The following is a 20,310-nucleotide window of genomic DNA, read 5'->3' as shown; positions in this document are numbered from 1 at the left end:
GAGGGTCATGAGAATTGCCTGTCCGATCTGTGGTGAGCGTGACCGCCGCGAGTTTTATGTCAAAGGTGCCGCCTTGGAGCGTCCTGTTGAGGGGGCTGGGTTGGAGGCGTGGCATGCCCATGTAAACCTGCGGGCAAACCCCGCTGGGGTCATTGCAGAGCTGTGGTATCACGAAATGGGCTGCGGCAGCTGGCTCACGGTGACACGAAACACTGCGACGCATGAGGTTCTGAAGGTAGAGCTGGCATCTGAGTCCGGGCTGGGAGGTGCGGCATGAGGATCGCGGGTAAGGGGCTTGCAACCGGCAGCAAGACGGTCAATTTCACCTTTAATGGGCGGCATCTGATGGGGCTGGAGGGGGATACGCTTGCCTCGGCACTGCTGGCCAATGATATTCATCTTGTTGGGCGCTCGTTTAAGTACCACCGCCCAAGGGGCATCCTGACCGCTGGCAGTGAAGAGCCCAACGCGCTGGTCACCCTGGGCACTGGTGCGGTGCAGGATCCCAATATTCGCGCCACCACGCAGGAGCTTTATGAGGGGCTGGAGGCGCGAAGCCAGAATTGTTGGCCTGGCGTTGAGTTTGATATCGGCGCGGTCAACAATCTGATGGCGCCCTTTCTGAGCGCGGGGTTTTACTACAAGACCTTCATGTGGCCTGCGGCCTTTTGGGAAAAGCTCTATGAGCCGCTGATCCGCCGCGCGGCGGGTCTGGGCGCGCTGTCTGGAGAGACGGATACCGACAGCTATGAAAAGGCCTTTGCCTTTTGTGATCTTCTAGTGGTTGGCTCGGGGCCTGCAGGGCTGATGGCGGCGCTGACAGCGGGCCGCGCCGGAGCGGATGTTTTGCTGTTGGAAGAGGACCGCGATCTGGGCGGCCGCCTGCTGGTCGAACAGGAAGAAATCGATGGCAAACCGGCTGCGACCTGGCTGGCGGAGGCTGTAGCAGAGCTGCGGAGCCTGGAAAACGTCCGGTTGATGACCCGCACCGCGGTCACAGGCGCCTATGATCAGGGAACCTATGGCGCGCTGGAGCGGGTCGGGCATCATGAACGGCGGCATCATTCCCTGAAGGGTAGCCATCGCCCGCGGGAGTGTTTCTGGCGCATTGCTGCCAAACATTGCATCCTGGCAGCCGGGGCGATCGAGCGCCCGGTGGCTTTTCGCAACAATGACCGGCCCGGGGTGATGATGGCCAGCGCCGTGCGCGCCTACCTCAACCGATGGGGGGTGGCACCGGGTGAGCGCATGACCCTGTTTGCCAATAATGACGACGCCCATCGTACGGCCCGTGATTTGGTCAAGGCGGGCGTTCATCTGGCGGCGGTGATCGACAGTCGCCATGATGCTCCGGAGAGTGATCTTTACCCGGTGATGCGGGGCGCGCAGGTCTGCAATACCGCAGGTGGCAAGCGGCTTGAGAGTGTCACGGTGCGTTCGGTGCGCGGCGAGGAACGGATCCAAACCGATTGTTTGGCGATGTCGGGGGGGTGGAACCCTTCGGTACATTTGACCTGTCACTTGAATGCTCGGCCTGTCTGGCGGCGTGATCTGCTGGCCTTTGTGCCGCGTCCTGACGCGGTGCCTGGGCTGCGGGCCGTCGGGGCCTGCAATGGTACATTCTCTACCCAAGGCGCCTTGAGCGAGGGTGCGGCAGCTGCAGAGGCAGTGCTGGACTCGCTGAGATTGCAGCCTGCGCAGGGTGCCATACCGGTGGCTGAGGATGCGGCTTACGAGATTGCCGCGCTTTGGGCTGTGCCGGGAAAGGGGCGGGCTTGGCTCGATTTTCAGAATGATGTCACGGTCAAGGATGTCACCCAGGCGGCCTCCGAGAACTTCCGGTCGGTTGAGCATATGAAGCGCTATACCACCCAGGGCATGGCCACGGATCAGGGGAAGAACTCCAATGTGGCGGCGCTGGCGGTGCTGGCGGATGTGACCGGGCGCTCTATTCCCGACACCGGTACCACGACTTTCCGGCCGCCCTTTGTGCCGGTGTCAATTGGTGCCATGGGGGCGGGGGCTACTGATCAGGGCTTCAAACCACAACGGTTCCTGACCTCGCATGGTGCCTCCGAGGAGCGCGGCGCCAGCCAGCTGGAGGTGGGGCTGTGGTATCGCGCCGCCTATTTCCCCAAACCTGGGGAAACCAATTGGCGTCAATCCTGTGATCGCGAAGTCATGGCGGTGCGCAAGGCCGTTGGGGTCTGCGATGTTTCTACGCTGGGTAAAATAGACATCCAAGGCACGGATGCGGCCAGGTTATTGGATTTTGTCTATACCAATACCTTTAGCACACTGAAGATTGGCAGGGTGCGCTATGGGCTGATGCTGCGCGAGGACGGTTTTGTCATGGATGACGGCACCTGTGCGCGCCTCGGCGAGAGCCACTATGTGATGACCACCACCACGGCTGCGGCAGGTGAGGTTATGGCGCACCTGGAATTTGTGGCTCAGGTTCTGCGGCCCGAATGGGACGTGCGCTTCACCTCAGTGACGGAGCACTGGGCGCAGTTTGCTGTTGCAGGCCCCAAATCACGGGAGCTGTTGAACAGTCTGCTGGACCAGCCCATAGACAATGACAACTGGCCCTTCATGGCCTGCGGCGAGGTTTCGGTCTTGGGCGTCAAAGGGCGTCTGTTCCGGATCTCCTTTTCCGGGGAAGAGGCCTATGAGTTGGCGCTGCCTGCGGGCTACGGTGACAGCCTGTACCGGAGCTTGCTGGCCCGTGCCGAGGCGCTGGGCGGTGGCGCCTATGGGATGGAGGCCCTGAACGTACTCAGGATCGAGAAGGGCTTTATAACCCATGCCGAGATCAATGGCACGGTGACGGCGCATGATCTGGGCATGGCGGGCCTGCTTTCCAAGAAAAAGGATTTCATCGGCAAAGCTATGGCGCATCGGCCTGGTTTGATTGATGCGGATCGCATGCAGATGATTGGCCTGAGACCCATTGGCGCGGTGAAAGAGCTGAGCGCCGGGGCGCATCTTTTCTCTCCGGAGGATCCGGTGGAGCGGGTGCATGATCAGGGCTATGTTACCTCGGCCGGGTTTTCCCCGGTCTATGGGCATATGATTGCCCTTGGCTTTTTGAAACGGGGCGCCGCCCGGATCGGAGAGCGGGTACGGTTGGTTGATCATATGCGGGGCATCGATACGCTTTGTGAGGTGGTGAAACCGGTGTTTTACGATCCAGAGGGGGAACGGACCCGTGGCTGAACTGCTTGTCAAAACTGCCTGTGATGGGTTTGAGATGCTAAATATCGGCGGGCTCTCCCTGCGCGAGGCCGCACCACAGGCCCTGACTACGATCGCTCCCTTCAAAGGCCAGCATGAGGCGCTGGACAAGGCGATGCAGGCGGCTCATGGGATTGGCTTTCCCGGGCTCAAGGGGGCAAGTTTTGGGCATGATGCGGTGCGGTCGATCTGGTTTGGCCGCGAAATGGCGCTGTTGATCGGAGTAGAGCCCGATGCCGGTCTGGCACAATACGCGGCCCTGACGGATCAAACCGCCGGCTGGGCCGTGCTGGAGCTTGAGGGGCCGGGCTGCGAAGATGTATTGGCCCGATTGTGCCCGGTGGATCTGCGGCTGGCGCAGTTTGGCATCGGCGCGGCTGTACGCACCGAAGCCAAGCACATGATGGCTTCGATCTGCCGCCTAGACAAAGATCGCTTTCAGATCATGGTGTTCCGCTCGATGGCCCGGACAGTTCATCATGATCTCAAAACAGCGATGGAAGCCCGGGCTGCGCGGGGGTAATCTCGGCGGATCATCAACTGATTCCGGGAGCGATCCATGATCCGCATCACCCTTGCTGCCATTTTGTTGGCGGCACCTGCCTATGCCGCTGATTCCAAAGAAGACAGCTGCAAGTATCAGGGCCAGGTCATGGCCGCCGTTCAGACCGCGCGTTTGGATCGGATCAAAGAGGCTGATGTTGAACAGCATATTCTGGCCAGCGAACCCGCCTGGCCCGCGCAATACTCCAAGGCGATCCCGCAATTGACGGCCCATATCTATGCGATGAAGCGCCGGGATCTGAAGGCCACCGAATTTGGCCCTCTGATGGAACAGCAATGTCTGGAAAGCTGGGATCAGATTCAGGCGATGAAACAACAGCTGAATTCTAACTGACATGTCTTTGACGCCTGGATTTCTGGATGAACTGCGCACCCGGATCAGCATCTCTGATGTTGTCGGGCGCAAAGTCATGTGGGATCAGCGCAAATCCAATGTCGGCAAAGGCGACCTCTGGGCGCCTTGCCCCTTTCATCACGAGAAAAGCGCGTCTTTTCACGTGGATGACCGGAAGGGGTACTATTATTGCTTTGGTTGCCAGGCCAAGGGAGACGCACTGAAATTTGTCCAGGAGACCGAAAACGTCGGATTCATGGAGGCGGTGGAGATCCTGGCCCGCGAGGCTGGCATGGAGATGCCCGCGCGGGACCCCAAAGCGCAGCAAAAACAAGACCGCCGCACGCTGTTGGTCGAGGTAATGGAGCAGGCGGTACAATTCTTCCGGCTGCAATTGAAGACCAACAATGCCGCCATGGCCCGCAGCTATCTGCAGGGCAGGGGCTTTACCCCGCCCAGTTTAGACCGTTGGGAGATCGGCTTTGCGCCCAATGGCTGGCAGAATCTTTGGGATCATCTGCGCGGCAAGAATGTACCCGAAGATCTGATCATGGCCGCAGGTCTGGCCAAACCCTCAAGCAAGGGCGGCAAGCCCTATGACACCTTCCGCAACCGGATCATGTTCCCAATCCGCGATGCGCGTGGCCGCGCCATTGCCTTTGGTGGCCGGGCCATGGATCCCAATGACAATGCCAAATATCTGAATTCCCCCGAGACCGAGCTGTTTGACAAGGGCCGGAACCTGTACAATCAGGCCCCGGCGCGAGCGGCGGCCGGGCGCGGAACACCGCTGATCGTGGCCGAAGGCTATATGGACGTAATTGCCCTCTCCGAGGCTGGCTTCCAGTCCTCGGTGGCCCCCTTGGGGACCGCGGTGACGGAAAACCAGCTGCAGATGATGTGGCGCATGTCAGATGAGCCGATCATCGCCCTTGATGGGGATCAGGCAGGGCTGCGCGCCGCCATGCGTGTGGTGGATCTGGCCCTGCCACTGCTGCAGGCGGGCAAATCCCTGCGCTTTGCCATCATGCCGGATGGGCAGGATCCGGATGACCTGATCAAGGCCAAGGGACCACAAGCGGTAAGAGAGGTGCTGGATCAAGCCCTGCCCATGGTGAAGCTGCTGTGGCAGCGCGAAACCGAAGGCAAGGTCTTTGACAGCCCCGAACGCAAGGCCTCCCTGGACAAGGCGCTGCGTGACAAGATCCGCCTGATCCGTGATCCCTCGATCCGCAAGCACTACGGCGAGGATATCAAGGACCTGCGCTGGGAGCTATTTCGCGGCAACCGTCCTGAGGGGCGGAATCGCGACTTTGACACCGGCGGCTCGAGCGAGGGTTGGAAGAGCGGCAACGACTGGAAGCCGGGCCGCAAGGGCGGCTTTGGCGATGGCGCGCGCAGGCCCTGGAAGGGGCAGAAAGTTGCGCCTGCGCCACTGGCCAGCACCCGCAGCTCGCTGGTTGCTGCGGCCGATGAGGCAGAGATTGCCCGGGCCCGCGAGGCGGTGGTGTTGGCCGTGGCCATTTCGACGCCGGAAATGGTTGTTGAGTTCGAGGGTAACCTGGAGCGCATGCACTGTGCCGATGCCGATCTGGGCCGCTTGCGGGATCAAGTGTTGCGATTTGGCATCGATGCTCCACAGGATCTGAAAACCCACATCACGGAAAATCTGGGGCTGCAGGCTCTTGAAAACCTGATGGCGCTTCGCCATGTGGCAATCATCCCTTGCCTGCGTAGACCCAGCGATTTTGATGCGGCCCGACAGACCCTGGCCGAAGAATTTGCCAAACTGGAAGCGATGCGGGGCTTGGATGCTGAGCTGGCCGAGGCCGAGGAAGACCTGACAGGGCTGGCGGATGAGGCCTTAACCTGGCGCTTGAAACAGGCGGCAGAAGCCCGAAACCGTGCCGTGCGCAGTGAGAATGAGGACAAGGCCAACTTTGATGTGGGCGAGAATGGCGCGCGGCTTGATCGCGAAGAGCTCGACGCTTTTGGCGCCCTTTTGGACAGGATTGGCTTCTCTCAGAAGTGATTCGTGTGGCACATGAGTCGTTTTGCTAAGGAAGAGCCAAAGAAAATTCGCTAAACCGGGTGACGAATCACAAGATCGCGCTAATGATTCGGCATCCGAATCGCCCAGCCTCTTAGGGAGCATTGAATGGCCGCCAAAGATAACGACGACCGTAAACCTGACGATCAGGACGCTGAAATTTCTCTGGACATGAGCCAGGCCGCGGTCAAAAAGATGATCGCTGAAGCCCGTGAAAAGGGCTACATCACCTATGATCAGCTCAACCAGGTGCTGCCCCCTGATCAGGTCAGCTCGGAGCAGATCGAAGATGTGATGTCGATGCTGTCAGAGATGGGCATCAACATTATCGAGGATGAGGAAGTCGAAGAGGAAGAGCAGAAGGGCTCGACCGAACTGGTTTCTGCCGAAGGTCCGCGTGAAGTTGCGGTGGCCGGAGCCGCCTCTGAAAAGCTCGACCGTACGGATGATCCGGTCCGGATGTATCTGCGCGAGATGGGCACGGTTGAGCTGCTGAGCCGCGAGGGCGAGATCGCCATCGCCAAGCGGATCGAGGCTGGCCGCAACACCATGATCGCCGGGCTGTGTGAAAGCCCGTTGACCTTTCAGGCGATCACCATCTGGCATGACGAACTTCTCTCCGAGGACATTTTGCTGCGCGACGTGATCGATCTGGAGGCCACCTTTGGCAACCAGATGGATGAAGACGGCGAAGAAGAACCGGTGGTGCCGGTGGTTCCCGGTGCTGCACCCGCTGCGCAGCCTGCCAAGGAAGCGACGCAGGAACTCGACGCCGACGGCAACCCGATTACTGCGGATGATGACGACGACGAAGACGAGCAGGCCAACATGTCGCTGGCTGCGATGGAGGCCGCGCTCAAGGACCGGGTCCTGACCACGCTGGAGCGGATCTCGACCGATTTTGCTCAGCTGTCGGAAATGCAGGACAGCCGGATTTCGGCGACCCTGAACGAGGACGGCTCTTTCGGCAAGCAGGACGAGGCCACCTATCAGGCGCTGCGCTCGGAGATCGTGGAACTGGTGAATGGTCTGCATCTTCACAACAACCGTATTGATGCGTTGATTGACCAGCTCTATGGCATCAACCGCCGCGTCATGCAGATCGACAGCTCGATGGTGAAACTGGCCGACCAGGCCCGCATCAACCGTCGCGAATTTGTCGAGGCCTACCGTGGCCGCGAACTGGACCCCAACTGGCTGTCCGAAATGGGCGAAAAGCCGGGTCGTGGCTGGCAGATGTTCATCGAGCGCTCCACCGAGAAGGTCGAAGAGCTGCGCGCTGACATGGCCCAGGTCGGGCAGTATGTCGGTCTGGATATCTCTGAATTCCGCCGCATCGTGCAGCAGGTTCAGAAGGGCGAAAAAGAAGCCCGTCAGGCGAAGAAGGAAATGGTCGAAGCCAACCTGCGCCTGGTGATTTCGATCGCCAAGAAATACACCAACCGAGGCCTGCAGTTCCTGGACCTGATCCAGGAAGGCAACATCGGCCTGATGAAGGCGGTGGACAAGTTCGAATACCGCCGCGGTTACAAGTTCTCCACCTATGCGACCTGGTGGATCCGTCAGGCCATCACCCGCTCCATCGCGGATCAGGCCCGGACCATCCGTATTCCGGTCCATATGATCGAGACCATCAACAAGCTGGTCCGCACTGGCCGTCAGATGCTGCATGAAATCGGCCGCGAGCCAACGCCGGAAGAGCTGGCCGAAAAGCTGCAGATGCCGCTCGAGAAGGTCCGCAAGGTCATGAAGATCGCCAAGGAGCCGATCTCGCTTGAGACGCCAATTGGCGACGAAGAAGACAGCCAGCTGGGCGATTTCATCGAGGACAAGAATGCCGTGCTGCCGCTGGACAGCGCCATTCAGGAAAACCTCAAAGAAACCACCACCCGGGTTCTGGCCTCGCTCACCCCGCGCGAAGAGCGGGTTCTGCGGATGCGTTTTGGCATTGGCATGAACACCGATCATACGCTGGAAGAAGTCGGTCAGCAGTTCTCTGTGACACGGGAACGAATTCGCCAGATCGAGGCCAAGGCGCTCAGGAAATTGAAGCACCCCAGCCGAAGCCGCAAGCTGCGCAGCTTCCTGGATCAGTAACTAAAGGGCGCCCTGCGGGGCGCCTTTTTCTATTTGGAGGCCAGTTTGCGTTTTTCCTTTTCCTGCTTAGTCCTGTTGGCTTCGGTCCAATCTGCAGGGGCGTGTCCTGTCAGCTCACAAACCCTGGTTTCCTGTTCCTTCAAAGGCGGCAGCAAGGTACTTACAACCTGTTTGTCGGGCAATCAGGTGAGCTACGCCTTTGGGGGCCGGGACGAAGAGCCCGATTTGGCGCTGCGGCGCAACGTGCGGAACGTGGGCATGGTGCCTTGGCCAGGGATCGGAGGGGCGATCTGGGAGGAGTTTACTCTTAAGAACAAAGGTATCTCTTACACGGTGTACTACAGTCAGGAGCGCAATGCAGGCGAAGGGGCACCTCTGACTGGCGGTGTTATTGTCGAACGAGGCGGGGAGGAGCTGGCGCATCTGCGCTGCGATCGAGGCAGTGTTGAAAGTTCCGGTTATGGTCTGCCTTTGTTTGAGGCCAAAGAACGCGCGGGGCAGGTCTATTCGCTGGAAGCCGGGAGCTGGCAATAGGTGCCGGGACCTGGAGGCAAAGGTCGCGCAATCCAGCTGGACCACGATCTCATCGTGTTTGATGGGGAATGCCTGCTTTGCTCGAAGTTTTTCCAGTTCATGCTGCGTTATGACAGATCTCAGCGTTTCTCCTTTGCCACGGCACAATCCGCTCTGGGGCAGCAGCTTTTTCGGGACCAGGGCCTGCCACAGGATGATTTTGAAACCCTGCTCGTTTTTGTGGATGGGCGCTGCTATCAACGTCTGGATGCCATTGCCGCTGCGATGCGGGCCTTGCCGAGGGCTTGGCGCGTTCTGGGGCTCTGTCGCTATCTGCCCGGCGTGCTGAAGGATCCGCTGTACCGCGGACTGGCCCGCAATCGCTACCGCCTCTTTGGTCGTGCCAATCGTTGCATGGTGCCAAACGCTGATATCCGGGCGCGATTTCTGGATTGGGAGCCGGTAGAGGAGGAACCCACTGCCTGATTGCTCCGTTAACCATTGCTTAACGTGATGGCTTGTTGTTCCACACCGGCGAGTTCTACAATATCCCCACCTGTCTCGCTGCCTATCCGAGATAAACATGCCAAGGGGGGACCGATGTCTGCAAATCAAAAACTGACCGAGGCGCTGGCCGTTCTGCAAGGCCAGCTGGAGTCGCTGAAATCCCTGACGGATGCCAATGAGTTCATGGTCACAGCCCTGAAGGAACAGGGTGACGCCCTGAAGTCGATGGAGGCAGAGCCAGCCCGCGAGATGCTGCGTCAGCAGGCGCGGGTGCAGTTCGGCCCGGATCAGGGTCTCTCTCCTGATGCCGCGGTTCTGAATATTCTAGAAAAGAGCCTGGGCAAGGGCCTTGGGGCGGAAATCATCCCCTTTCCGGGGGCTGCGGTGAAACAGGCAGACTAGCGCGTCCCAAGCATGCGAGGGCCGGTTGTGGGACACTCAGCGTGGCCCGGCGTGGTCTTTGCGATCGATCACGGTTTTGCGAGCTTTCCCCTTGGAACCCTGCAAACCGCTCCCTATGTAGGTCGAAACCTGGGAGCATATTTTATGAAAAAATCACTCATTTCATTTGGACTGGCTGCGGCGCTTGTGGCTCCTTTGGCGGCTCAGGCCTTTACCACACCGGGCGGCGTGCGGGTCAATCCAGTCGACAACGAGGTCTTTGAAGTCATCCCCAAATCCTCAGGATCCTTTGACGAATTCTGGTGCGGGGCCTCTGAGTATGCCCGCCGGGTTAAAGGAGCCGCTTGGCAGGACTTAATTTATGTGGTTCAGGGGCGCAGCACCAGCGTGACAACAGGACGAAAATCTGCCGTGCAGTTTTCGCTGTCACCTGAATTGGCCGGTGAACCTCTGCCGTCTCCCTTGGGCTGGCTGGCTTTGGGATTCAAACCTGGAAACAGAATGACGGTGCAAGATGCGCGCAGCTATTGCAACCGCTCCCCGGTGCGCCTCTAGGGCGCATCAACTCCCCTGATTACCCGAGCAATGCCTTTCCGGATCGGGCCTTGTTTTCAGGAGCTCCACACGGTTGCGTGTAGCACAGTGACGTGACTGGCACTGCGGAACAGTTTTCCTATCTTGTATTTCAGACGCAGAGATCCTGGGTCTGATAGACCGGCTGGGAAGTCCGGGCTTTCGAGAAGAAAGGAATGGGTGTGCTATGACAAAACTCTCTATTACAGTCTTGATGCTTGGCTTGTTGAGCCTGGCCGGCGCAGAAGCCAGTGCCTTTACCGCGCGTGAAGGCAGCAGGGTCAACCCTGTCTCCGAAAGGGTGTTTGAGGTGGTGCCAAAGGCCGGTGGGCTGGGGCGCAACTTTTGGTGCGCGGCTGGCGATTATGCGCAACGGGCGCTGAAATCCTCCTGGCAGGCGCATGTTTATGTGTCTCGTGCTCGTGGCAAGAGTGAGACCACTCACCGGCGGTCGGCGGTTCAGTTTACGTTGGACCCAGCTTTGGCCGGGTCGCCGGAAAAAGGGGCCTACCGCAGTGTAAACGCCTTGGAGCGCGGTGATAATATGCGGGTGCGCGACGCTTTTAATCTCTGCAGCCAACTGCCTGTTGGCTTCTGAGGGTGGCGCATTTTGTGATACTTGCAGCGGCTGCTATACTGCTTTGATAGAGGTTGTTCCGGGAACCATCGGAAGAGTGAGCTGGCTTTGCAGAAGATGTTTGAGGGTAAAGGTATCACAAAGGCACTCGCAGCCGGGCTGCTGGCTGGGTTGATCTGCCTGCCAGTGAGCGCGCAGGCTTGGCGGGCCTGGAACCGTCACGAGGTTCTGCCGGTGTCCGAAGGGGTTTGGGAAGTCGTCAACCGGGTTGGTTCGGGCGCACAGGACTATTGGTGTGGTATCGGAGATTTTGCCATTCGTCAGCTGCGCAGCCAGGCCACCCAGCGGATCTATATATGGCAGGGGATTGGTCCTTCGGTACATCGGCCTGGGCGAAAATCTGTGCAGTTTTCTTTGTCTCCACCTCCCGGCAGCGACACCAGCCCGCGTCTGTCGCTTAGCGTTAAGATTCGAGGTGACAATCTGAATGCAGCGACAGCGCGGAATTATTGCTATGACCGCATTGAAGATTGGCGCTTTCGCTTCAAGTGAAACAGGCTGAATGCAAAAGCCGCTGCATTGTCCCCTTGTGAAAGACCCCGACCTGTAGCAGAGCAGACCTATGCAAAAACTGTTTCAGATCTCGACCCGGGGACCGGGGCTTTATGAATTCACCCGGGAGCTCACAAGCTGGCTGCAGGAGGCAGGCTGTAGCGAAGGGCTGCTGACCCTGTTTGTGCGCCACACCTCTTGTTCTTTGCTGATACAGGAAAATGCGGACCCAGAAGTGCAGGACGATCTGCAGGCCTTCTTTTCGCGTCTGGTTCCGCCCTCGACCCATCCTTCGATGGCCTATCTGCGGCATACATATGAGGGGCCGGATGACATGCCTGCCCATATCAAATCGGCCCTGCTGCCTGTCAGCCTGTCGATCCCGATAGCGGGTGGCGTATTGGCCTTGGGAACCTGGCAGGGTGTCTATCTGCTTGAGCATCGAGACGCCCCCCACAGCCGTCGGATTCTGGCGCATATCAGCGGTTGAGCCGCTTGATCTAGGGGGTGAATTTCCCCACTACCCAATTCCTAGCGGCTGCCCTATAGTTGTGGATAACTGTGCAGGTTTTGGCACAAATGGCTGGTATTAAGAAAAGGGGATCCGCAGATGCGCTGTCCGTTTTGCGGGAATATCGATACTCAGGTGAAGGATTCACGCCCCGCCGAGGATCACGTATCCATCCGTCGGCGCCGCTTCTGCCCCGCCTGTGGTGGACGGTTTACCACCTATGAGCGGGTGCAATTGCGGGATCTTGTGGTCGTTAAGACCAACGGCAAACGCGAGGATTTTGATCGCGACAAGCTGGAACGCTCGATCCGCATTTCTATGCAGAAACGCCCCATCGACCCCGAACGCATTGATCAGATGATCTCAGGGATCGTGCGACGGCTGGAAAGCATGGGCGAGACGGATATCTCCTCTAGCAAGATTGGCGAGATCGTCATGGAGGCGCTGGCTCGGATCGATACCGTTGCCTATGTGCGCTTTGCCAGTGTTTATAAAAACTTCCAAGCGGCGGATGACTTTGAGGATTTTGTGCACGAGCTGCGCCCCGATACTCCCGGCGAAGAGTAGAGCGGGGTTCGGGCTTGGCCGGGTGATCCTGGATCATGGCGGCGGGTTATGGCATCGACGGGTAGTGACCTGATTTCAGGCCCGGATTGGCATAGGCCGATCCGGGCCTGTGTGTGACAACAGATAGGTGGGCAAGACGTGACCCAAACAGATAGTCGATATATGGCGCTGGCTCTGTCGCTGGGGCGACGCGGGCAGGGCAATTGCTGGCCCAATCCGGCTGTGGGCTGTGTGCTGGTGCGCGATGGGCGCATTGTCGGGCGTGGCTGGACCCAACCCGGTGGCCGCCCCCATGCCGAGGTTGTGGCGCTGGCGCAGGCTGGCGATCAGGCGCGCGGTGCCACCGCCTATGTCACGCTGGAACCCTGCTCGCACCACGGCAAAACCCCACCCTGCAGCCAGGCGCTGATTGACGCTGGGATTGCCCGGATGGTGGCCGCAGTCGGCGACAGCGATCCACGGGTCTCGGGGCAGGGTTTTGAGATGCTGCGCCAGGCAGGGATTGAGGTTCAGGTTGGAGTGCTGGCTGAGGAGGCCGCGCGCGATCACGCCGGGTTCTTTTACAAGACCGAACAGGGCCGCCCGCTGGTGACGCTCAAGATGGCCAGCAGTTTTGATGGCCGCATTGCCACGGGCACGGGGCAGAGCAAATGGATCACCGGGCCAGAGGCGCGTCGCGCAGTTCATGCCATGCGAGCCCGTCATGATGCGGTCATGGTTGGGGCGGGGACCGCGCGGGCAGATGATCCCTCTTTGACCGTGCGCGACCTCGGCGTTGCACATCAGCCCGTGCGGGTGGTGATCTCGCGGCATCTGGATCTGCCATTGATCAGTCAGTTGGCAACCTCCGCCGCTGAGATACCCCTGTGGCTGTGCCACGGCCAGGGCGCTGACATTGAACGTAAGCAAGCCTGGGAGGGCCTTGGCGCGCGTCTGCTGCCCTGTGCGAGCCGGGGTGTGCAGTTGGATCCGCATGACATTCTGCAACAGCTTGGCGCGGCCGGGCTGACGCGGGTGTTCTGTGAGGGAGGTTCTGCGCTGGCGGCTTCGCTTTTGGCCTTTGATCTGGTGGACGAGCTGATCGGGTTCACCGCCGGTCTGGGTATCGGCGCCGAAGGGTTGCCTTCGATTGGGGCTCTGGGGCTGCACAGTCTGGAGGCCGCCAACCGGTTTGAGCTGATCGAGACCAATTCGGTTGGGGGCGATGTCATGCATCGTTGGCGGCGCGCGGGCTAAGCTGCGGCTAACCGCGCCGCCACAGATGAGCATAGGTGGCCAGTGAACCCTGCAGCTTCGACAGGGCCCTATTGCCCAAGCCAGGCTTGGGCAGGGCGCCGGTCTTCAGTCTTTCTACCACCACCTCGGGCGGGCAGGGGTGCTTGGTGACCGGGTCGAAGTAGCGCGGATAGTCGATCAGGACAGCATGGGCCAGCCCCAACAGATCGGGGCGCGCCTGTCGCCAGGGGGGCGGAGTGCGCTTATCCTGGGTCAGCCCCCAGCCGGCATAAAAGGGGAGACCCAGAGTGGTGACCTTGGCGCCACGCAGCAGGGCTTCAAACCCCAAAAGCGAGGTCATGGTCCAGACCTCCTGCACCATATCCAAAAGCGCCATCGGGTCGCAGTTGCTGGCCACAACATCTGCCAGCTCCTCGGGAACCGCATCAGCCGCCAATCCGCCGGGGCGCAGCCCAGCCTCCACATCCGGGTGCGGCTTATAGATGATCACCGCCTTGGGATTGGCTTTGCGAGTGGCGCGCAACAGTTCCAGATTGGTGTTGATGCGTCCACATCCGGCCTCGATCGAAGCGTCATCCTCCACCTGCCCCGGCACCAAAATACGGTGTCCCTCGGGCAGGGCAGGGGGGGCGCCAGATAGATTGTATTTTGACAGGCTGTTGCGGATCAGTTGTTGGATCAAGGCTTCGGCGCGCAGGGCTTCGGCGGGACCAAGATCGGCGCGTTGGGTGATCAGGTCATCCAGATCTGAAGGTTGCCGGGGATCGTAGTAGATACCCTGCCGGTCCAGCACCAGGGACAGAGGAGGCACCAGTTCGGCCCCCAAGCCGCGTGAGCGCAGAAACCCGTCTTCGACACGGGTGGCACCGGCATGGCTTTTGGCATCGCCTTTGCTGGCCCAGACCATCCAGTTGCGGCCACTCTTGCGCGCCTCTTCGGGGCTTTCGGTGAAAGTGAGCTTTTTGGTCTGGCCAAAGAAACCCTGAAGCGGCTTACGCTTCCACAGGCTCATACCCGAGGCCGCCCAGCCAGCCCGGTCCTGCCGCCAGGCGCGGGTAGTGGCTTCTAGCGTGTCGATGACCCGCTCCAGCTCACATAGGCGATCACTATAGGGGTCGTACCAGGTTGGATAGAGAAACATTGCAGCTGAAAACAGTTGGGCCCGAGTGAGTTTGCGTTGTCTCCGTGGCAGCGGGTCTTCGTCTTGGGTCAAGCCCCAGCCTGCATAGAAGGGCTGGCCAAAGACGCGTGGCTTGTGACCGGCCAGAATGGCCTCAAATCCCAGTTGCGAAGACACGGTATAGACCGCGATGGCCCCTTCCAGCAGATCCCAGGGAGAGACGGCATCGCTGAACAGCGCGATCCGTCCCTGCGCATCCTTGTTGGTGAAATGTCCGGGCCGATGGCCCTCGCGGGTTTCGGGATGGGTCTTGATCAGGATGCGCGCGCCGGGGTGTTCTTCCTGGGCAAAGACCAGCATCTCGAGAAAACGCGCGCGATCCGCCTTGGAGGCTGCAACCGAGGCATCGCCGCGCAGCTGGTCCACCACCAGAACATAGCCGGGATCTGGCACTGGGGCACTGGGTAAGAAGGCATTGTATTTGCTTAAGTTTGCATCCTGCAGTCGACCAATGGCATTGCGCGCGCGCCGCATCATATGGCTGTCATCCAGCGGGTGGTTGGCCAGCAGCTCTTCCAGATCAGAGGGCTGGGCGGGGTCAAAATGCGCCCCCTTGCGGTCCAGCAGCAGCCCTAACGGGGGTTCGCCAGCGCGACCGGGGTGAATGGAGCGCAAAAAAGCGTCTTCCACGCAGAGCAGTTTCGCATCGTATTTTGCGGCAACAGCCCGGCCCCGCTGAGCGGTTGGGGAATTGCCCCAGATGCCAACCAGATCGTCCTGTTGTGGCAAGCCCAACCGGATCGTGTAGCCCGCCAAACTCAGAATGCGGCGCAGCCTCGGCTGCATGACGAAGCCGCCATTGTACACAAAAAGCCGGGAGCGCGGGCCCCCGGCTTTGGTTTTGGCAGATGTGCCGGTCACGTTGCTAGCTGCCGCCAAACAGCGTCTCGACGCTGGCGAGAGGTGTCAGCGGGCTGGCCAGCAGCGAAATGGTTTTGGTCCACTGGGCATAGGGGGCTTCGGTGACATAAAGCGTGTCTTCATCGCGGATCACAAAGTCGCGGGCGATGAACAGCCCGTTGGGCTGGGTGAGGTTCAGCACATAGACCATGCGCTGGGCGCCAACCAGATCGTCGCGGCCCAACACCTGATTGGAAATCTCTGCGGGCTCATTGCGGAAAACAAAGACCCCGGTGGGATCTGAAGAGGTCGAGATCAGGCCGCCAACCTGCGCAATGGCTTCCAGGGCCGACAGGTCCTGGCTTTCAAAAGGTACACGCGCCTGAGCACTGGTGGCGCCAAGCGCGGTAAAGGAACGGCTATCGGTTTCGACCAAAATACGGTCGCCACCGCGCAGAGCGATATCAAGCTCTGGGTGATTGAACAGATCCTGGAACCAGATCTTGCCCTGCTCGTTGCCGCGGATCACAGTGATCTGGGCAATCTCGGGCTCAATTGCAACGCCCCCAGCCCGCGCCAGCATGGTCGACAGTGTGCGGGTCGGGCGCTCAATGGCATAAACGCCCTGGCCACCTACGGCGCCCGTCAGGCTGACCGTCGAGCCATCTCCTGCGACGCGGCGCACCTGCACCTGCGGATCGGGGGTCTGATCTTCGAGCTTTTTGGTAATTTCTTCCCGCAGCTGTTCGGGCGTATTGCCCGCTGCGCGCAACCGACCGGCATAGGGTACAAAAATGTAGCCGCCACTATCGACCTGGACTTCCTCCAGCGCGGTGGCATTGGTGGCCTCGCCAGCCAAAAGCCCGTCATCGACGTTTTCCCAGATGGTCAGACCCAGAACATCACCAGGACGGATGGTGTCTGAGGTCAGTCGCCCAGCGTTGATGAAGCTCTGCGAGAAGCCAAGCGCCGGGACCACGGCAGTGGCGCGGGTGACGCGGTCATTAACGGAGACGATAAAGGCATCGCCTTCTTTTTGGACCGATCCGGCAAAGATCTGGCGTTTGTTGGGGCCGACTTTTGGCAGGCCGCAAGACGCTGCAAGCGTCAATGCAGCAAGAATCGCCACGGGCCGCACCCAAGAAAAGGGGACGTTTTTCACTGCTCGGTCTCCTCGACCTATTATTGTTCTGCCTCAGTTTTTTGAACAACCTAGCGCGGTTCGAGGTGAAAATCCAGTGTTGCGAGCGGTTTCGCCTAGCGGACCACGGATAACTGTTGCCGCGGAGCCGCTGTGCCATGGCGCAGGGCATCATAGGGATCATGTGGAGACAGCATCATATCGACAACATGGCGCAGCAACTGGCGCCGCCCTGAGCGAGAATAAAAACCGCCCGGCACCTGCGAGGTCTCCAAAAGGTAACGCCGGTAGTCCTTATAGGCACGATTGTCCGGGCGGGCCGGTGCGGCAAAGAACTGTGCCAATGGCTGTTCCGAAGTGAACTCGATCTTGTCATAGACCGCAGCGCCAAAGACCTTGAGCGGAATGCCGCGCCAAAGCACCTGCTGCCCGGCGGTCGAATTCACGGTGACGGCAGTGCGGGCTTCGTTCAGCAGTTCCGCCAGCTTGCCACCACGCACATAATGTACCCGATCCTGAATGCCATGTTCGCGAGCCAGACGGCGCAGGTCATGACGGATCGGGCTGCGCCCATCCTCCAGCGGATGCGCCTTGATCACCAGGTGGTGGTGGCGGGGGGCACCGGCGGCAAATCCTGCAATGACCTCGGTCAGAAAACTGCCCATGCTGTCAAAAGGCGAATGCATCTGAAAGGAGCTGTCATGCTCGAGCTGCAATAGCGCCAGATGATAAGGAAAGCCGCCATTGCGAATGCGCCGGGTCGCCAGTCGACGTTCCAGGGCCTGGGCGGGCATCAATAGCAATCGCTTCAGGTAGAGCTGAAACTCGCGGGTCACTGGCAGGGCACGATGGGGCTGGAAATTGCGGTACTTGCGGTTCCAGAACATCACAAACCAGTGGTACAATGCCCCATAAAACACGTGCTGGCGCATATCGCCCCAATGAGAGGGCGGCAACGGAGCCTCCATGTCCGACAGCTCCAGTGCCGTCTGCATCTGGGCCACATCGGTCTGCATCAGACGCGAATGCCCATTAGAGCCGCCCCGCTCATAGGTGACCCAGTAAGGGCGCAGATAGCCCTCTTCAAAGACATGTACCTGCACTCCCAACCGCTGTGCCAGGACGATTGCCTCTGCGTGAATGGGGCGGGTATCGCCATAGAGAACAATATCTGTAATGCCCTTGGTCTGGCAGGTGGTTTCCAAAAATCCCGGCCAGTCGGTAAGAGCCCCGCGAAAGGGCAGATACTGCGCCTTGTCGCGCCAAAAAACCTGATCGCCCGCGTTGAAGCCAATCCGCCAGACATCACAGCCCGCCGTGCGCAGCATCCGACCTAGGGCGTTGAAGAACGGCCCATGGGGTCCTTGCAGGAATAAAAAGACGCGGTGCTTGGCATTGGAGTTTTGCATCGGGGCGAGCTTTGGCACAGGGCGGTTACGGTTGCTGTTGGGCGGATCTGTCGTCAGAGGGTAGCGCTGGACTGGGGCATAACTATGACCGGGATGGGCAGCAAGGCATTCTTGCCACAGTAGGGGCAAGGACACAGTCCCGGCAAGCCGGGCGGCAAACCTTTAAGCGGGGACGGGTGCCCTTGCGTTTTGCTGCAGCGGAGGGCTTGTGAAACAGGGGGGGCTTGGGCTACCTCTTCGGCAGGGATTTTCCGCCAAAGACATAGCCTAGGAGCGCGCAGAATGTTCACCGGTATCGTGACAGACATTGGAACCATTGCTCAGCTGGATCAGCAGGGCGACCTGCGGGTGCGGATTGCCACCAGCTATGATACCGCAGGCATTGATCTGGGCGCTTCCATTGCCTCCGATGGGGTCTGCCTCACGGTGATCGAGCTGGGGTCGGATTGGTATGATGTGCAGATCTCGGCCGAAACCGTATCAAAGACCAATATCGGCGCCTGGCAGATCGGCAAGCGGGTCAACCTGGAACGCGCTTTGAAGGTCGGCGACGAGCTCGGCGGTCATATTGTTTCGGGCCATGTGGACGGCGTGGCCGAGGTGGTCAAGCTGCAGGACGAGGGCGACAGCACCCGCGTCACACTGCGCGCGCCCCAGGATCTGGCGCGCTTTATCGCCCCCAAAGGCTCCGTGGCTCTGAACGGCACCTCGCTGACGGTGAATGATGTGGAGGGCTGCGATTTTGGCATCAACTTCATCCCCCACACCAAAGAGGTCACCACCTGGGGGGATGTCAAACTTGGCGATCAGGTTAATCTCGAGATCGACACTCTGGCGCGCTACGTCGCCCGGTTGCACGAGGCAGGCTAGAGCCTTTTCATTTGGCCCTAAATATCCCGAGGTGAGGCCGAAGGCCGAGGGGCAGCGCCCCTCTCTTTGTTGTTGTCTTCCTACCACATATCTCCAACGGTATAGCCCTGCGGAAAGGGGTCACTAGGATCCAGCGTGTAAGAGGCAAGCCCGTAGATCCAACCCTGACCCGACAGGCTGGGAATGATGGCGGGATGATCCCCAACGGTTGTGGTCTCCAGAATGCGCCCGGTAAAGGTGGTGCCCAGGGGACCCGCATTCACATAGTCTTCGCCAACCCCCAGCAGGCCACGGGCATGCAGCACCGCCATCTTGGCGCAGGTGCCGGTGCCACAGGGGGAGCGATCCAAAATGCCGCTGGCATCCTGGGGGCGGGCCGGATCAAAGGTGCCTGTCGAGATGGTGATGGCCCCGCGCCCATGGGTGCCCTCAGCGATTGGCGGCGCCCAAAGGTTGGAGATGGTCGGCCCAGTGATCTCCGGGTTTTCAGGGTGTTGGACTGGCAATTGCTCGGCGGTGGCATGGCGGATCGCTTCGCTAATGCGCACAATCTCTGCACCATTTTCGGCCGTGGGATCCAGACCGATGGTCTCGCCATTGATCAGAACAAAGAACATGCCGCCCCAGGCGACATCCACCTTGACCGTGCCCAGCCCCGCCACCTCGACCGGCGCATCCAGATGTATGGCAAAAGCGGGGACGTTTTTGAAGGTAACCCGCGTTACCTTGCCATGGCGGCAGTCTGCCCGCACCTTGATCAGCCCGGCAGGCGCTTCCAATGTCAGCTCGGTCACCGGTTCCTGCATCTGCACAATGCCTGTTTCCAAAAGCACAGTGACAACGCAGATGGTATTGGAGCCCGACATGGGCGGGTATTCTGTTTGTTCAAAGATGATGAAACCGGCATCGGCCTCCGGGTGACAGGGTGGCACGATCGCATTGCCACAGAGGCCGGGATTGCCGCGCGGCTCACGCAGCATTTGCAGGCGGATATCATCATGATTTTGCGCCATATCTTGCATTTTCTCAAAGACAGAATTGCCCTTCAGCAAGGGCATGCCACCGGTGATGACACGGCCTGGTTCGCCCTCGGCATGGGCGTCGACGGCTTGTAGGATGCGGGATGCGCGCATGGGGCTCTCTCCGGGAT

Annotated in this window: 20 protein-coding genes; 16 read left to right on the top strand and 4 right to left on the bottom strand. The window is 59.9% G+C overall.

Annotation, left to right across the window (positions count from 1 at the left end; all coding sequences use genetic code 11):
* The first annotated feature begins 7 nt into the window (after positions 1-7).
* The 15 genes from AN476_RS09055 (at position 8) to ribD (ending at position 13,720) form a co-directional block, all read left to right on the top strand.
* Positions 8-277 (top strand): sarcosine oxidase subunit delta, encoded by a 270-nt coding sequence (locus AN476_RS09055; protein ID WP_054460961.1) that lies wholly within the window; start codon positions 8-10, stop codon positions 275-277.
* A complete protein-coding gene (locus AN476_RS09050) occupies positions 274-3,219 on the top strand; it encodes a sarcosine oxidase subunit alpha family protein (protein WP_054460959.1) in 2,946 nt (981 codons plus the stop codon). The genes AN476_RS09055 and AN476_RS09050 overlap by 4 nt, the downstream gene beginning before the upstream one ends.
* Positions 3,212-3,760 carry a sarcosine oxidase subunit gamma gene (locus AN476_RS09045; RefSeq protein WP_054460957.1) on the top strand — a complete coding sequence of 183 codons (549 nt, stop codon included), beginning with the start codon at positions 3,212-3,214 and terminating at the stop codon, positions 3,758-3,760. Before AN476_RS09050 ends, AN476_RS09045 begins: the two co-directional genes overlap by 8 nt.
* 36 nt (positions 3,761-3,796) lie before the next feature.
* The gene (locus tag AN476_RS09040; protein ID WP_054460955.1) at positions 3,797-4,135 is read left to right on the top strand and encodes a hypothetical protein; all 339 of its coding nucleotides are present in this window, start codon (positions 3,797-3,799) and stop codon (positions 4,133-4,135) included.
* 1 nt (position 4,136) lies between these two features.
* Positions 4,137-6,167, top strand: a complete 2,031-nt coding sequence (dnaG, locus tag AN476_RS09035; protein ID WP_054460953.1) for a DNA primase — start codon at positions 4,137-4,139, stop codon at positions 6,165-6,167.
* Between the two features lie 126 nt (positions 6,168-6,293).
* Complete coding sequence (gene rpoD / locus AN476_RS09030; protein ID WP_054460951.1) at positions 6,294-8,282, top strand: RNA polymerase sigma factor RpoD; 1,989 nt, start codon at positions 6,294-6,296, stop codon at positions 8,280-8,282.
* A gap of 186 nt (positions 8,283-8,468) precedes the next feature.
* On the top strand, positions 8,469-8,816 hold the full coding sequence (locus AN476_RS09025) for a hypothetical protein (RefSeq protein ID WP_253279869.1): 348 nt from the start codon (positions 8,469-8,471) through the stop codon (positions 8,814-8,816).
* Positions 8,817-9,281 carry a thiol-disulfide oxidoreductase DCC family protein gene (locus AN476_RS09020; protein WP_253279868.1) on the top strand — a complete coding sequence of 155 codons (465 nt, stop codon included), beginning with the start codon at positions 8,817-8,819 and terminating at the stop codon, positions 9,279-9,281.
* Positions 9,282-9,395: 114 nt separating this feature from the next.
* On the top strand, positions 9,396-9,704 hold the full coding sequence (locus AN476_RS09015) for a hypothetical protein (RefSeq protein ID WP_054460947.1): 309 nt from the start codon (positions 9,396-9,398) through the stop codon (positions 9,702-9,704).
* A 144-nt stretch (positions 9,705-9,848) separates the two neighbouring features.
* On the top strand, positions 9,849-10,259 hold the full coding sequence (locus AN476_RS09010) for a hypothetical protein (RefSeq protein ID WP_054461111.1): 411 nt from the start codon (positions 9,849-9,851) through the stop codon (positions 10,257-10,259).
* A 205-nt stretch (positions 10,260-10,464) separates the two neighbouring features.
* A complete protein-coding gene (locus AN476_RS09005) occupies positions 10,465-10,875 on the top strand; it encodes a hypothetical protein (protein ID WP_054460945.1) in 411 nt (136 codons plus the stop codon).
* Between the two features lie 96 nt (positions 10,876-10,971).
* Positions 10,972-11,406, top strand: coding sequence for a hypothetical protein (locus AN476_RS09000; RefSeq protein ID WP_054460943.1), 435 nt, complete (start codon positions 10,972-10,974; stop codon positions 11,404-11,406).
* A 70-nt stretch (positions 11,407-11,476) separates the two neighbouring features.
* The gene (locus AN476_RS08995) at positions 11,477-11,896 is read left to right on the top strand and encodes a secondary thiamine-phosphate synthase enzyme YjbQ (protein ID WP_054460941.1); all 420 of its coding nucleotides are present in this window, start codon (positions 11,477-11,479) and stop codon (positions 11,894-11,896) included.
* A 120-nt stretch (positions 11,897-12,016) separates the two neighbouring features.
* Positions 12,017-12,484, top strand: a complete 468-nt coding sequence (gene nrdR, locus AN476_RS08990; RefSeq protein ID WP_054460938.1) for a transcriptional regulator NrdR — start codon at positions 12,017-12,019, stop codon at positions 12,482-12,484.
* Positions 12,485-12,622: 138 nt separating this feature from the next.
* The gene (ribD, locus tag AN476_RS08985; protein WP_083464296.1) at positions 12,623-13,720 is read left to right on the top strand and encodes a bifunctional diaminohydroxyphosphoribosylaminopyrimidine deaminase/5-amino-6-(5-phosphoribosylamino)uracil reductase RibD; all 1,098 of its coding nucleotides are present in this window, start codon (positions 12,623-12,625) and stop codon (positions 13,718-13,720) included.
* Between the two features lie 7 nt (positions 13,721-13,727).
* Here the strand turns inward: ribD and AN476_RS08980 are convergent, their stop codons facing one another.
* The 3 genes from AN476_RS08980 to AN476_RS08970 all read right to left on the bottom strand — a co-directional run bounded on the left by AN476_RS08980 (position 13,728) and on the right by AN476_RS08970 (position 18,290).
* Entirely contained in the window at positions 13,728-15,686 is a 1,959-nt protein-coding gene (locus AN476_RS08980) for a capsular polysaccharide biosynthesis protein (RefSeq protein WP_157063721.1), read from the bottom strand.
* Positions 15,687-15,765: 79 nt separating this feature from the next.
* On the bottom strand, positions 15,766-16,902 hold the full coding sequence (locus AN476_RS08975) for a polysaccharide biosynthesis/export family protein (protein WP_054460932.1): 1,137 nt from the start codon (positions 16,900-16,902) through the stop codon (positions 15,766-15,768).
* A gap of 95 nt (positions 16,903-16,997) precedes the next feature.
* Positions 16,998-18,290, bottom strand: a complete 1,293-nt coding sequence (locus tag AN476_RS08970) for a capsule biosynthesis protein (RefSeq protein WP_054460930.1) — start codon at positions 18,288-18,290, stop codon at positions 16,998-17,000.
* A gap of 282 nt (positions 18,291-18,572) precedes the next feature.
* On the opposite strand from AN476_RS08970, the gene AN476_RS08965 reads away from it, so the two are divergent.
* Positions 18,573-19,160 carry a riboflavin synthase gene (locus AN476_RS08965; RefSeq protein ID WP_054460927.1) on the top strand — a complete coding sequence of 196 codons (588 nt, stop codon included), beginning with the start codon at positions 18,573-18,575 and terminating at the stop codon, positions 19,158-19,160.
* A gap of 80 nt (positions 19,161-19,240) precedes the next feature.
* Here AN476_RS08965 and AN476_RS08960 read toward each other — a convergent pair whose 3' ends face one another.
* Complete coding sequence (locus tag AN476_RS08960) at positions 19,241-20,293, bottom strand: proline racemase family protein (RefSeq protein ID WP_054460925.1); 1,053 nt, start codon at positions 20,291-20,293, stop codon at positions 19,241-19,243.
* Between the last annotated feature and the right edge of the window lie 17 nt (positions 20,294-20,310).

Origin of the sequence: Phaeobacter sp. 11ANDIMAR09 (genome assembly GCF_001294455.1) — a bacterium.
Lineage (GTDB): Bacteria > Pseudomonadota > Alphaproteobacteria > Rhodobacterales > Rhodobacteraceae > Pseudophaeobacter.
This window is presented reverse-complemented; position numbering and strand designations above follow the sequence as displayed.